This window comes from Bacillus sp. KNSH39 (genome assembly GCF_052656585.1).
Map to the genome: position 1 here is coordinate 3,550,164 of NZ_JBQXYO010000001.1, position 14,892 is coordinate 3,565,055.

Consider the following 14,892-nt stretch of genomic DNA (forward strand, 5'->3'; position numbering starts at 1 on the left):
CAGTTTGAACATTTCTATTACATTATTATTTTATGAATGATAGTTTGGTGTTCTTGTAGATGAGTTTCATCTTTTTGAACATGATATAAAGGTAATTGTTCTCACAGATCATGTTGTCTGTGAGAACAATTATTATGTTACATAGGTACAGAGTTGTTATTTCCTTGTGCTGCTTTTTCAGTACGAATAACTGAGCGATCGCATGCGACAACGAATGGGAAGTAAATCGCCATTGCAATAACAAAGTTGAATAATTGTAAAATCGCACCAGAAGGATGTAAACCTGTTACAAGATATCCACTAATAATTGGTGGAACGTTCCATGGAACCATCGCTACTGTTTTTGGTACCCATCCTAAGTAAATTGCTGTATAAGATGTAATAACTAACACAACAGGTGTTAATACGAATGGGATGAATAAAATTGGATTTAAAACAATTGGTGTACCAAAGATTACTGGTTCATTAATGTTGAATGCACCTGGCCCAATCGATAGGCGAGATACACCACGTAATTGTGCACTTTTCGCTACAATTAATACAACAACTAAGAATGCTAATGTTGCACCAGAACCACCAAGATATACGAAAGTATCAAAGAACGGTTTTGTAACAATATTTGGAACATCAAATGCAGATGTACCATCTTGGAATAACTTAATATTTTTCTCTAATGCCGGTAAGTAAAGTGGCTCAATAATACCCCCAACAATATTTGGACCATGTAAACCAAAGAACCAAAGTACATGTACTAATAATGCAATAACAATTGCACTTGGTAACGTACCCGCTAAACCTTGTAATGGGACTTGTAACGTATTAAAGATATACTCATGAACACTTGTACCTGCTAGTTTTACTGCTAATTGAATACTTGCAACACCTGTTAAAATCACAAATGCTGGAACTAACGCAGCGAAAGATTTCATTACTGCTGGTGGTACACCGTCAGGCATTTTAATTGTAATGTTTCTTTGTACGAAGAATCTAAATACCTCTGTAACTAAGATTGCAACAATTAATGATACGAATAAACCTTGTGCACCAGTCCAAGCTAAGTTTAAACCGCCCTCTTTTGGTGTTGTTGGTGTAAGAATAACTAAAGCACCAAATGAAATAATACCAGCTGACAATCCATCAACACCGTAAGATTTTGCTAAGTTATAACTTGTGGTAACCGCAACCATCAGAGCTAATACCCCAAAGGATCCTGTCCACATGCCACCACCAATTTGTGTCCAAGTTTCACCGAATAAATCTTTCATAAAATCTTGGAATGCTGGAATTGGTAAACCATTAACTAGTACTGCCATAGAACCCACTAAAATAAGTGGCATAACTGCAATAAATCCGTCACGGATCGCAGCTAAGTGACGTTGCGACCCGATTTTACCAGCAATCGGAACCATGTACTTCTCCATAAATGCAATAAATTTTTGCATTTCGCTTCCCCCTAATTATTTTTTAAGTGTTAATGCATGATCTAAAACTGCTTCTCCATTCATCATGCCGTAGTGCATTGGATTGATAACGTCGATTCCAACGTTTTTCTCATCAGCAAGCGTTTTCATTGAAGAAAGCATGTAACGAACTTGTGGTCCTAATAATAATACATCTGCTTGATCGATATTTGTTTTTACTGCATCCCCAGATACAGCCCAAATCTTTCCTTCTAGACCGCGAGCTTTTGCAGCCGCTTCCATTTTTGTAACTAGTAAACTTGTAGACATCCCTGCTGAGCAACATAATAAAATATTCATTTGAAAATCCCCCTTGTGTAGTATAAAAAATTTATGTTTTATTTATTTTTCTTTACGCTATTTATTAATGCAATTAGCGTGCCAACTTTTTAAAACCACTAAAATCAGTGCTTTTTCGACTGTTTTCTTTGTGTGTTAACGCTTTCAATTAGTGTGTCGTTCAAAAAACACACAGTGTGTTATAAAACAACACGCTTTTAACACATAACTGTATGAAAATAGATTAGTGTTTAGTTGTCTAGTTGTGTTTAATATGAAAAAACACTAAAAAACTTTTTTATCGTAGGAATCTAGTAAAAAACAACATTTTCTTGGGCTCAGTCTTCTATCTATTCTATTGTCCAAGCAAACTCTACTAGATTACATAAAATAAAATAGAATAAAATAACACAATTCGAAAGGGGATTCCTATGCCAAAACATAGAAAACAAAGCAAAATAAAGATTTATAGAATAACAAGCTATAAAAAAGACAAGCGTTCTGAATTAGACTCTGACAAATTTGAACTAGAACAGCAGGACAAGCATGATATACAAGAAAAACAAGATAAACAGGACAAACAGGATGAGCAGAATAAGCAAGATAAGCAAGTACAATCGGAAAATGTAATTATAGTACCTACAGATTCACACAGCTTAGATGTGTGGGATGAAATTTCTCTAAAGGAAATACAAGCTGGTGAACATACAAATTTATTTAAAGAAAAGAGTAATTACCAAAATATTAATTTAGTCCAAGTAAACGATGTTCGCTTATACTTGGACAAGCAACTACAATTCAGCTCCGTCGATGAGCAAATTTATCATGAAGCACTTGTACATCCAATTATGTCAAAAGTAATCGATCCAAAACGTGTTCTCATATTAGGTGGTGGCGATGGTCTTGCCTTACGAGAAGTTTTGAAATATGAAACTGTGCTACATGTAGACCTTGTTGATTTAGACGAGGCGATGATTAATATGGCACGTAATGTTCCAGAAATAGTATCTTTAAACAAAAATGCTTTTTTTGATAATCGAGTGAACGTGCACGTATGCGATGCAAAAGAATTTCTAAATTCACCTTCATCTTTATACGATGTAATAATTATTGATTTTCCAGACCCAGCGACAGAGTTGTTAAGTACTTTATATACAAGCGAACTATTTGCTCGTATAGCTACATTCTTAACAGAAGATGGTGCTTTCGTCTGTCAATCTAATTCACCTGCTGATGCACCTCTAGTATATTGGAGTATCGGTAATACAATTGAACACGCTGGATTAACTGTAAAAAGCTATCATACAATCGTTCCTTCTTTCGGAACTGACTGGGGATTTCATCTTGCTACTAATTCTGCACATGTACTCGATCAAATTGAACAATTATATGTAGTACCAACTCCTCGAACATTGCCTGCTATTCTTTTTCCTTTATTTCAATTTAAAGAAGAACATCTAGAACAACGTAACCTCGCTCTTTTAAATTCAGAATCAAATCTTATCTTACATCAATGCTACGAACAGGAAATGAAGTTTTGACGATATTAATAGTAAGGAGTGCTGCCCTATGGAATACTCTACCTTTGGCAAGCATATAATAGTGGATTTATGGGGAGTGGACTTTTCCCTATTAGATGATATGCACTTTTTAGAATATCATCTAGTTACAGCTGCAGATTACTCTGGTGCCCATGTTTTAAACGTAAGTAAAAAAGAGTTCCAGCCATATGGTGTTACTGTATTAGTGTTATTATCAGAAAGCCATCTTTCCATTCACACTTACCCGGAACAAAATTTTGCGGCTATTGACTGTTATACTTGCGGTACAACCGTTGAACCACAAATAGCGATTGATTATATCGTAAATATATTAAAACCGGAACGGATGCATATAAAAAGATTAATTCGTGGTATAGGAGAAATTGTTACTGCCGATTAATTATAACTCTTACTCATCCGAAAAAAGGAGGATTGTAAAATACCATCAGTGGGATGAACATTCCACTGATGGTACAGGCACATACATAAAATGAAATTTTAATTAGTGGAAGTTTTACTGCCCGTTAATTCGAGATAAAAAAACCTTGCATAAGCAAGGTTCATTCATCCACCGACATCTTCCTATATAACTCTACAAACTCACTCGCTAATTCTTTCACCGTAATTGCATTCATTAAATGGTCTTGTGCGTGTACCATTAAAAGAGTAACTTCGGTCTTTTCACCACCAGCTTCTTTCTGGATAAGCTCCGTTTGTACACGGTGCGCCTCTTTTAATTCCTCTAGTGCTTCTTGTAATTTAGCTTCAGCTTCTGTAAACTCCCCACGCTTCGCACAATCAATTGCTTCCATTGAACAACTTCTCGCGTTTCCCCCATGCAAGATTAAATGAAAAGCTTTCGTCTCTATCGTATCCATTTTAGTTCTTTACTCCCCCTTTTCTTCCGCCAGTTTTTGTTTATCCCATATTTTTAAGAACGGTAAATAAATGAAGAATGCTAGCGCAAAGTTAACAAGTTGTAAAATAACACCTGAAATTTTCCCGCCCGATCCTAAATATCCACTAAAAAGAATAGGTGTCGTCCAAGGTACAGCGGCCCCACTCGGACGTGCGACCCATCCCCATTCCATTGCAAAGTACGAAACAATTGTTAACACAACTGGAACTAATATAAATGGAATTAGTAAAAGTGGGTTCATCACAATCGGCATACCAAAAGTTACCATCTCATTAATATTAAATATACCAGGTGCAATTGACAATCTCCCTAAACTTTTTAATTGTTGACTTCGTGCAAATAGTAACATTCCGACAACTAGAGCAAGCGTTGCACCAGAACCGCCCATATAAATCCATAAGTCAAAAAACTGTGCCGTAATCGTATTTGGTACATCTTGCCCAGCTTGAAAAGCGACTCGGTTTTGATCCATTAACGACAACCAAACGGGGCTCATTACACCACCAACAATAGTAGCACCATGAATTCCACACGACCAAAGAACATGAACGAGAATAACTGCTATTATTGCGCCCCAAAGACTAGCACCAAGTACACTAAGTGGTTCCTGTAAAATTTGTCCTACAATATTATGGATACTGCCAAAAGAAGTATTTTCTATAATTAAGCGTAAAATCCAAATAACTGTTACAACAATAAATCCTGGAACAAGTGCCGCAAATGAACGCGTGACAGCTGGTGGAACTGTCTCTGGCATCTTTATGATTATCTTTTTTTGTACAATAAATCGATAAAGTTCAGTAGATATAAGTGCAATAATCATTGCTACAAATAACCCTTGGCTTCCCATTAATGCAGCTGGGATAGCGCCTTCTACAAGTACACTTTCTTTTGTACTTGGTATAATATATGCAACTTGAAATGGCGTCGCAAGTAAAAACGTCACAAGCGACAATGCCCCGGATGCTAAAGCATCCACTTTATAATACTCTCCAAGCCTGTAAGCGATTCCAAAAACAGCTATTAAAGCCATTATATTAAAAGTTGCACTAACTGGATACCCTAAAGCTCTCTGCCAATTCTCACCAAACAAACCTGCCATAAACTCGTTATATCCGGGTATTGGCAGTGCACTAATAATGAGGAAAAACGATCCAATAATTAAGAAAGGCATCGTTAAAATAATTCCATCTCGAATTGCTTGTAAATGCCTCTGCTCTGCAACCTTCCCTGCTACTGGCATCACGTACTTCTCTAAAAACCGTATCATCTATCCCACTCTCCTCATGGTTTCATTGACAAAGCTGCTTGCAAGATAGCTTCTCCATTACAAAGTCCGTAATGAACGGATTGAATGACATCAACAGGTATCCCTTTATCCTTACATAATTCTTTCATTTTCGGTAATAAATAACGTACTTGCGGTCCAAGTAAAAGGACATCAGCTTTATCAATATGACTATTCACTTCAGAACCTGATACTGCCCAGATTTTCACTTCTATCCCTCTTGCCTCTGCTGCTTTCTCCATCTTTGTAACAATCAAACTGGAAGACATTCCCGCTGCACAGCAAAGTAAAATATTCATCCCGCTTCCCTCCCCTTTTTTCTCTACCTAAATTATGGTGCACTCCTTGCCACCACTAGGTTACAAATATATATGTCTAGATTTCCTGCTGTATGCCGAGCTTAAAAACAAAAATTTCTTGGTTTTCGCGCTATTCCATCTATCCGTATTCTCCTAGTAAAGAGAACTCTAACTCGCTATAATGATTCAGTATGACTTTTTTTAATTGATAGGAGGATATATTTATGAAGGCATATCGCTTTCCACTTATTTTATTATCTTCTATCCTAATTGGTGGTTTCATTGGTTATTTCATGGGTGCCGATGCAGTTGCTTTAAAGCCGCTTGGTGACATTTTCTTAAACTTAATGTTTACGATTGTTGTACCTCTAGTGTTCTTTAGCATCGCATCGTCTATTGCTAATATGGATGGATTAAAACGTTTCGGTAAAATTATGTCTAGTATGGCTGGGACTTTCTTATTTACAAGTATTTTAGCTGCTATTTTTATGATTATTGTTGTGAAAATATTCCCGCCAGCACAAGGTGTTGTACTAGAACTAACACAACCTGACAAAGCCGGCAAAGCTGTTAGTGTTGCAGATCAAATCGTCGGTATTTTAACAGTATCTGACTTCTCGAAGTTACTATCTCGTGAAAATATGTTAGCTCTTATTTTCTTCTCTATCTTAATGGGGATTGCAACTTCAGCAGTTGGCGAAAAAGGAAAGCCATTCGCTACATTCCTACAGGCTGGTGCAGAGATTTCAATGAAGGTTGTATCTTTCATTATGTACTACGCCCCAATCGGACTTGCTGCTTACTTCGCAGCATTAGTTGGTGAATTCGGACCACAACTTCTTGGAACTTACTTCCGAGCGGCAATGGTATACTATCCAGCTTCTCTAATTTATTTCTTTGTATTCTTCACATTCTATGCATACCTTGCAGGTCGCAAGCAAGGTGTACAAGTATTTTGGAAGAACATGGTCTCTCCTACAGTTACATCACTTGCAACTTGTAGTAGTGCCGCAAGTATTCCAGCGAACTTAGAAGCAACGAAGAAAATGGGTATTTCTTCAGACGTTCGTGAAACAGTTGTCCTTCTTGGTTCTACACTTCATAAAGACGGCTCTGTTTTAGGTGGCGTATTAAAAATTGCTTTCTTATTCGGTATTTTCAACATGGAATTCGAAGGGCCGAAAACATTAGCAATCGCACTTGTTGTTTCTTTATTAGTAGGAACAGTAATGGGTGCTATTCCAGGCGGTGGTATGATTGGTGAAATGTTAATCGTATCTCTATACGGTTTCCCGCCAGAAGCACTGCCAATTATCGCAGCAATTAGTACAATCATTGATCCACCTGCAACGATGTTAAACGTAACAGCAGATAACGCTTGTGCGGTAATGACAGCTCGCCTTGTAGAAGGTAAGAATTGGATCAAAAACAAATTTGCTTAATAGAAAGAGGATGCTCGTTTAGAGCATCCTCTTTTTGTCTTTATTTATTGATTAGTCGATACCACTCATTCTCTCTCGCCACAAATTTGTTAAAATCTTCACAAATATTCCACATCCATTATCCATTCTCCGTACTATAATCATGTATGGAAAAGGAGATGGAAACGATGACACAAAGCGCACCTGAATTTAAAGTTTTGCAAAGCATTGCATTTCTCGCTGTCGTTTTGCAAAGTTCCTTATTATATACAATGAATCAAGGAAATGTCTTACTTGAGCAATCCCTCATTATGGGCATGCTATTTAATCTTGCAAAATTCTCAGCACCAGCATTCATATTTATCGTTGGATTTCACTTAATTCGTCACTATACGAAGCAATTAGTATATAAAGAATATATTTCTGAAAAAGCGACACACTTACTCATTCCTTATTTCTTTTGGTCTATTCTTTACTTATTAACAACAAATGATCTTATTACATTACAAGGCGGAATAAAAAGTTTATTACTCGGAACAGCCGCGCCCCATCTTTGGTACGTTATTATGATGTTCCAAATTCACTTATTGTTCCCTTTACTATGCACACTTTTTTATTGGTTTCAAAAACGAACAGAAAATAAAAAAGACATATATAAATATATGACCTTTTTCGCTTGCCTATATTTTCTGTTAATGTGGTTCTCTTCTCACTATATTTTTAATGGAGAAAAATTAACAAGCTCAACAATTTTACATTATACAGATCGATCATTTCTATTCTACTCATTCTATTTCGTTATGGGTGGCATTGCCGCTGTAGCACTAAAAACTTGGCGTCTATTCGTCATGAAACATATCCCGCTTATAACAATATTATTTTTCATCTTATTTTTATTCATCAATTATGAGTTGTTTAGTTTTTACGGAGCAAACTCTATTCATTTAACTGTTTCTACCTATTTAAAACCATCTATGTTTTTATATATCGTATGCGAAATTATCATACTGTATGTGTTATCTATTATGATAGTACAGCGTCGTGGTTTCTTATATAAAACGTTACGTTTCATTGGAAATTACACGTATGGTGCTTATTTAGCTCACTTATTCTTCTTGCAACTATGCACAAAGTTTCTTTCTTTATTCACACTGCAAGAAAATACTATATTATATAGCCTATTACTATTTGTGTTAACGGCTATTATCTCTATTTCAACAATGGTCATTTGTAGCACAATACCATTTCATACTTGGATTACAGGTCCTTCTCCTACAACAAAGATGAAATGGACGAAGGTTGTATTCCGAAAAAATCATAAAAAACTATTCAAGCCATATATTTGATATAATGATACGCATATAAAAAGAAAGCGAGAGACACCTATGATTAATCAAGTTGGACAAATTATGCTATATGTAAATAACCAAGACGAAACAGTACAATTTTGGACAGAAAAAGTAGGGTTCCAAATCATTGCGGAAGAAAATAACGGAAATGGCTTCCGCTGGATTGAAATTGCACCGGCGAAAGAAGCAGGAACAAGCATCGTCCTTCACGATAAAGCGTTAATCGCGAAGATGCAACCTGAACTAAACCTAAATACACCTTCACTTATGTTCTTCTCAAATGACTTAGACCGTCTATATAAAGATCTTTCTGAGAAAAATGTCACAGTTGGACAGGTTGTAGATTTACCTACTGGTAGAGCATTCAACTTTGCTGATAATGAAAATAATTACTTTGCAGTAATGGAACGCAAATAGCGAACTAAAAAATGGTTAACCTTTCATACGTATTACTTGAAAGGTTAACCATTTTTTCCTGCATTAAAGGGCAGTAAAAGCCCAATTGGTTTAACTAGTAATCAGCGTGGGGATGCCCCCCCACTGATTACAGTTTCACTTTATATTTTCTCTATCGTTTTACGTTTTTTCCTTCTGTATAAAGCAAATAGAACTGCACCGACAATAATTGCACCAGCTCCAATCATCCGTTTATCTACTCCAACAACTTCCTTAATCTCCTCTTTTTCCTTTTGATCATACGGAACACGGTGACCACGAACTAGTAACCTATGAGTATTCACACCATATGGCGTACACGTAATTAACGTCACATAATCTTGATTTTCAACAACTGCTAAATCATCTGTCTCTTCCGGTAGCACTACTTTAATTTGATCCACCTTATACGCCAGTACTTTATCTAAAGAATGAATATAAAAAACATCTGATTTCTCTAATTTATCCAAGTCTGTAAATAGTACAGCAGAAGGCAAACCTCTATGCCCAGTCAAGATCGAATGCGTTCCTTCCCCACCAACTGGTAAGGATGAATTTTCTATATGACCTACTCCTCTATTTAAAACACTCTCTGAAGTTCCATGATATATAGGCAATTTTACATTAATTTTCGGTATTTCTACATACCCCATTACCTCGCCGATATTTAACATATCTACATAAGAACTTGAATTTCCACTGCCATCTGAACTAAATGGATCTGTAACTGTCCTTTTCTCATTTTGTAATTTTTCATTGTACTCTTTCGCTTCTTTTTCTCTACGTTCAATCTCTTCTCTTTGCAACTCTTTCACTTTTTCGTCATATGTACTCACTTCAGAATAATGCGCTCGTGTCGCTAACCAATTACTCACCGTCGGGTATAAAAAGATACTAAGTCCCACTAAAAAAATACATCCAAAAATAATATTACGTTTCATAATATACCCCTTCTATTATGTAGAAATAGAAAATAGAGAAAAGAGGAAGATATTCTTTCTTCCTCTTTTCAACCTATATCAGTGCACTTATTGAGCTTTCCTTCTTAAGAACATAAACGCCGCCCCCATTAATACAAGGCCAACTACTGTAAATAGGATTGTCCCGATTCCACCTGTTGCAGGAAGGATCCAACCACTCTTATTATTTTCTACAGTTAAATTTACCGTTTGGTTATCTTTATTAATTGTTACTTTAATTGGCTCTCTTAATTTTTGATAAGATTTCACTTCACCCTTATCATTCTTATAAGTCGGTGCTTCAATTTCGACGATTTCGTATTCACCATAAGGAATCTCTGCCCAATTAATCATACCCTCTGCATTAGATTCGCCCACTTGTTCCACACCATTTACTTTTATAACGTTACCATCTTTATCTTGAAGTTTAAATTTTGCACCTTTTAATACTTCTTTACTTTCACCGTCAATTTTTTTCAATGAAATCTTACCGGCAGTTACTACAACTGTTACAGGAGGTGTTGTTGTTTTATCCCCTGGCTCTGGTGTTACTTTATCACCAGTTTCATAATCAATATTCGCGATATTCTCTATTTTTTCTCCGCCTTTAATATCTGCATTTACTTTCGCCTTAATTTGTAAGTGTAGTTCCTTTTTACCTTTTAAAGCCTCAAAGTTCTCTACAGTAACTGTCACCAATTGACCTTCAGCCGTTTTTGCACCTAATGTTACTTTTACTACATCCGAAGGTACTTCTTTACCATCAATTGTAACAACTGGTGTACCGATAATCGTTAATCTTGGATCAACTTTATCTGTTACAACGTATTTCTTGTACGTATGAATATCACCTGGTAGTGTCGTTTTAATGTCATATGTAAATTCTTCATTTACGTTAATTGGTAGTCCACTTAAATTACCATTGATTTTCTTATCAATTGTCGGTTTTTTATAGTTTGTAATTTCCTTTAATTTTACGATTTCACCATAACCTGCTTGACCATCTTTAGGAAATGCACCTGATTTTTCAACTTTGAATTCATATTTTTTAGGATCTAAAACATATCCTTCTAACGCTTTCGACTCTTTGAAGTAATATTCTCCATACAGTAAACCGTCAACACGGATTTTACCTTCTGCATCTGTCTTTAAACCTTTTAATTCTTTTCCATCTTGCGTCGTTACTACTTTATCAGTCTCTTTATGATATAACGTGAACTCTACATCTTTTAATGGCTTGCCTGCATCATCTTTTTTCGTTAATTCTACTGCTCCACGTTTAATTTCATTTTTAGGATAAATATGAACATCATAGTTTAACTTTTTACCTTCTTTATCAGTCATTGGGATATCAATTGTATATGGTTCAGTATTTAAATTAACGTTTACTGGACCACTAATTTCTTTTACCAAATAACGACCGATTGGAAGATTGTCAAATTTCACAGTACCATCTTTACCTGTTTTAGCAATAAAAGGCTTTGCATTTTCAACTTTCTTTACAGCTTCTTTTACAACTTCTCCATCCTTTGTCATTACTTCAAAAGATTCAATTTGTAAAACTTCATATTCTACGCCTTCTATTGGTGTTGCCCCATCAGGAATTTTCTGGCCATCTTCACCAGTTCCTTCTTCACCTTTCTGTCCGTCTTTTTCATGCGCATATTTATGAATTGTTAAAGACCCCTTTGTTTTGGCCTCATTTGCTGCGAATGCACTCGGCAGCGTTGAAAACATTAATATAAATGCTAAAACCATACTAAATACCTTTTTCATACTTGTATTGCCCCCTTTGTATTTTATAAATTACTATCTCCTTTTCGGAAATAAAGAAATAACGTTAACGCTAGTAATATAGTGCTGAATAAATAAAGGAAGTTTGTCCCTACTCCTCCCGTATTCGGGATTACCCATTCACTCTTGTTATTCTCTATTTTCAACTTTTGCAAAGGTGATATAAGTTCTACCTGAATTGACTCCTTTAAAACCATATAGCCTGTTGGAGCTTGTACTTCTTTAATTTCATATTTACCGAATACTAGCGGTTCAGAAATTGCTTTCCCATTTTCATCGGTTAATAATTTCCCTACTACATTTCCATCTTTATCAATAATTTGGAACTCTGCATTTTTCAGTTTCAATGTATTATCTTTTGCATCTACTTTTTCAATTTCAATCTTTCCTGACGGAGGAGGTTCCACCACTATTTCTACTGATGGTTTTTGTGGAGAAATATTATCACCCGTTACCTTACCTAGGTTCAGTATTTTATTATCTTCATAACCATCTTTTATCTTCACTTGAAATACGATGGTATGCCATTCTGTATCTTGAACATCTCCAAGTTTCCCTATTATTTTCCCGCTCTTATAATGACCTTTGTCTTCATCTTCAGCATCTGTTACTGTCTTCCCATCTACTCGAATTGTCCCTGGTACATATTCCACACCTTCTGGTAATTGGTCTTCTACTACACCATTTTTTAAGATGCTATCTTTCACTGTATTACGCACCTTAATCGTATATTCAATCGTATCCTTTACCTCGTACTTATTCTTACCTTGCTGCGTGTTCTTTACTTCTTTCACTGCTTCAATTTTCGGATCTTTATAATCTATCTTCACTAGTTTCTCTGGTTCTTGAGGTATAACATTCTCTCCTGTTACTTTACCTTTGTTTACTATTTCTTTCCCTGCTTGCTCCGACTTCACTTTCACATGAAAGACAATCGTATGCCAGCTTGTATCTCGAATATCTCCGAACTTTCCTATTACTTTGCTAGACTTATAATGACCGCTATCCCCATCTTCAGCATCCGTTACCACTTTTCCATCCACCCGAATCGTTCCGGGTACGTATTCCACACCTTCTGGTAACGGATCCTCAATGCTAGCATTTTTTATGACACTATCTGTCATACTATTACGCATCTTTACCGTGTATTCAATCGTATCTCCTACTTCATATTTGCTTTTGCCTTGCTGTAAGTTTTTTGCTTCTTTCACTGTTTCCATTTTCGGATCTTTCGGTTCTATCACAATAGATGCCTCTGGTTCTTGCGGGGGAATATTTTCTCCCATTACTTTTCCGACATTTCGAATTGTCTTATCTAACTGATTCGATTTTACTTTCGCTTGGAAGGTGACCGTATGCCATCCTGTATCTGTGATATCGCCTAAATTCCCAATTATTTTCCCTGTCGTATAATGGCCGCTATCTTGATCTAAAGCGTCCGTCACCGCTTTTCCATCTACCTTAATGGTTCCTGATACATAATCTACTCCGTTTGGTAATGAGTCTTCTATTATAATTTTTTTTGCAATGCTATTTGCAATTTTATTGCGCATTTTAACTGTGTATTCAATCGTATCTCCTACTTCATACCTACTTTTCCCTTGCAGGTTTTTCACTTCTTTAACTGACTCTATTTCAGGATTTCTTGCTATGACTTCATTTACAACTTCATTAGAATTTGTATATTCTTTTACACCCTTCAACAAGTTTCCATAATCTATTTTTGCTTTATTTATCACTTGCTTTCCAATATAAGTCGGCAACGCTTTTACTTTAAATTGGACCGTAATTCCATCTGGATCCTCTTCAGTATTTTGTAAATCCCCTAATTTAACATTAACCATCTTATCCTTATAAGAACCTGCATCATTATCATTTTGATCTGTTAATGTTTTCTCAACTCCATCTATTTTCATCTTCATAGAACCAGGTACATATTCTGTTCCTTCTGGAATCATATCAGTGAATAACGCTTCACCGGCAATGTCGCCACCTTCATTTTTAACATTCACTGTGTATGTCAGCTCATCTCCCGCATACACTTTTCCTTCTGGGCTTACAGATTTTGTTGCTGTAACACAAGGTTCTGTTCCAAGAAAAATATCATCTAAGAAGTTACCTACTGATAGTACATTTCCAAATGATTTAACAGCCTCAAAACCAAATCGAGTTAACGTTTGGCCAGCTGGAACTGTATAAGTTCCGCTATAACGTCCCCACGCCTTATTATCATCTTCCATTGTTTGAATAGTAGGTAAAGAAGATATATTTGTACTTGCTGATCCGATACGAACTCGCATCGTATCTTTACCATCTCTTCCTCTATGAGCTAACCGCCAATAAATTGTTTGCCCTGGTGTTGTTTTCACATCCTGATATAACATACCAGGCTCTCTTGCATTCAATTCAGCAAATTGCTCACCTTCTGCTGGAAGTGGTGAAGCCAATGGTATTCTATCTCTCGTTCTCCAAATCTCTATTACTTTATAACGGTCTGTCGTTCTCCAGCCCTCTACTTTGTCTTGATCAATAAAAATGTCTCTAGTTATTTTTGGCTTTTCAAATCCGCCATTTTTAAGTACAACTCTATTTTGCTTAGCACATGTATTATCTACCAAACTTGCTGGTCTCATATCTTTTATCCAAGAAAATGTTCCAAGTCTCTCCTCTTGAACCTCTGCAGGAATATTTTTTGCTACATTTTTTCCATACGGCGGACCTGGGTCAAAATCTTTCACAGTTTCCGGATTCGATAGCTCTATCGCAGAATCTGTCTTCGTATCTTTCGGTTGTTCTGCTGTAGAATCTACTTTCTTATCTTTCGGTTGTTCTACTGTAGAATCTACTCCCTTATCTTTCGGTATAGATTCCGTCTCTGCGTGCATTGTTATGTTGCCAATTAAACTGATAGGTATATCCGCGAACACTAATAAAAGCATTAACAATACTAAAAAGGATTTTTGTCTTCTTAGCTTCTTTTTTCGCCTCCATATGTTCATATACGATATCCCACTCCTCCCCAGATTTCTCGACTTGTTACTACGTCATGTGCATTGTACTTTCCATTTCAAAAAGGAAAATTAATTTACATCATTAAGAGTGAGAATTGGTAGTTTGCAAAGGAACGGTTCATCATTATACGTATAAG

General features: G+C 36.0%; 13 protein-coding genes. 5 read left to right on the forward strand and 8 right to left on the reverse strand.

The features are described 5' to 3' along the window. Positions 1–137: 137 nt before the first annotated feature. Positions 138–1,442, reverse strand: coding sequence for a PTS cellobiose transporter subunit IIC (celB, locus tag ACUL40_RS18240; RefSeq protein WP_001168855.1), 1,305 nt, complete (start codon positions 1,440–1,442; stop codon positions 138–140). 15 nt (positions 1,443–1,457) lie between these two features. Then, positions 1,458–1,760, reverse strand: a complete 303-nt coding sequence (locus ACUL40_RS18245; protein ID WP_001023567.1) for a PTS sugar transporter subunit IIB — start codon at positions 1,758–1,760, stop codon at positions 1,458–1,460. A gap of 410 nt (positions 1,761–2,170) precedes the next feature. On the opposite strand from ACUL40_RS18245, the gene ACUL40_RS18250 reads away from it, so the two are divergent. Continuing rightward, entirely contained in the window at positions 2,171–3,280 is a 1,110-nt protein-coding gene (locus tag ACUL40_RS18250) for a polyamine aminopropyltransferase (RefSeq protein WP_445422791.1), read from the forward strand. A 28-nt stretch (positions 3,281–3,308) separates the two neighbouring features. Next, on the forward strand, positions 3,309–3,680 hold the full coding sequence (gene speD, locus ACUL40_RS18255) for an adenosylmethionine decarboxylase (protein WP_000456821.1): 372 nt from the start codon (positions 3,309–3,311) through the stop codon (positions 3,678–3,680). Between the two features lie 160 nt (positions 3,681–3,840). On the opposite strand, the gene ACUL40_RS18260 is transcribed toward speD, so the two are convergent. Genes ACUL40_RS18260 through ACUL40_RS18270 form a run of 3 tightly spaced genes read right to left on the reverse strand, consistent with a single transcriptional unit; the run spans position 3,841 to position 5,786 of the window. Further along, positions 3,841–4,158: a PTS lactose/cellobiose transporter subunit IIA gene (locus tag ACUL40_RS18260; protein WP_000379645.1), complete on the reverse strand. Its 318-nt coding sequence runs from the start codon at positions 4,156–4,158 to the stop codon at positions 3,841–3,843. 9 nt (positions 4,159–4,167) lie between these two features. After that, positions 4,168–5,469 (reverse strand): PTS cellobiose transporter subunit IIC, encoded by a 1,302-nt coding sequence (gene celB / locus ACUL40_RS18265; RefSeq protein WP_000617789.1) that lies wholly within the window; start codon positions 5,467–5,469, stop codon positions 4,168–4,170. 14 nt (positions 5,470–5,483) lie between these two features. Beyond that, on the reverse strand, positions 5,484–5,786 hold the full coding sequence (locus ACUL40_RS18270; protein ID WP_001023543.1) for a PTS sugar transporter subunit IIB: 303 nt from the start codon (positions 5,784–5,786) through the stop codon (positions 5,484–5,486). A 224-nt stretch (positions 5,787–6,010) separates the two neighbouring features. On the opposite strand from ACUL40_RS18270, the gene ACUL40_RS18275 reads away from it, so the two are divergent. The 3 genes from ACUL40_RS18275 to ACUL40_RS18285 all read left to right on the forward strand — a co-directional run bounded on the left by ACUL40_RS18275 (position 6,011) and on the right by ACUL40_RS18285 (position 8,973). Then, the gene (locus tag ACUL40_RS18275) at positions 6,011–7,228 is read left to right on the forward strand and encodes a dicarboxylate/amino acid:cation symporter (RefSeq protein ID WP_000649362.1); all 1,218 of its coding nucleotides are present in this window, start codon (positions 6,011–6,013) and stop codon (positions 7,226–7,228) included. 167 nt (positions 7,229–7,395) lie between these two features. Continuing rightward, entirely contained in the window at positions 7,396–8,553 is a 1,158-nt protein-coding gene (locus tag ACUL40_RS18280) for an acyltransferase (RefSeq protein ID WP_000194332.1), read from the forward strand. A 39-nt stretch (positions 8,554–8,592) separates the two neighbouring features. Beyond that, a complete protein-coding gene (locus ACUL40_RS18285; RefSeq protein WP_000610162.1) occupies positions 8,593–8,973 on the forward strand; it encodes a VOC family protein in 381 nt (126 codons plus the stop codon). 140 nt (positions 8,974–9,113) lie between these two features. On the opposite strand, the gene ACUL40_RS18290 is transcribed toward ACUL40_RS18285, so the two are convergent. The 3 genes from ACUL40_RS18290 to ACUL40_RS18300 form a co-directional block, all read right to left on the reverse strand. Next, the gene (locus ACUL40_RS18290; RefSeq protein ID WP_000827774.1) at positions 9,114–9,932 is read right to left on the reverse strand and encodes a class C sortase; all 819 of its coding nucleotides are present in this window, start codon (positions 9,930–9,932) and stop codon (positions 9,114–9,116) included. Between the two features lie 87 nt (positions 9,933–10,019). After that, positions 10,020–11,726, reverse strand: coding sequence for a SpaH/EbpB family LPXTG-anchored major pilin (locus ACUL40_RS18295; RefSeq protein WP_065212335.1), 1,707 nt, complete (start codon positions 11,724–11,726; stop codon positions 10,020–10,022). 23 nt (positions 11,727–11,749) lie between these two features. Continuing rightward, positions 11,750–14,743: an isopeptide-forming domain-containing fimbrial protein gene (locus tag ACUL40_RS18300; protein WP_445422790.1), complete on the reverse strand. Its 2,994-nt coding sequence runs from the start codon at positions 14,741–14,743 to the stop codon at positions 11,750–11,752. Between the last annotated feature and the right edge of the window lie 149 nt (positions 14,744–14,892).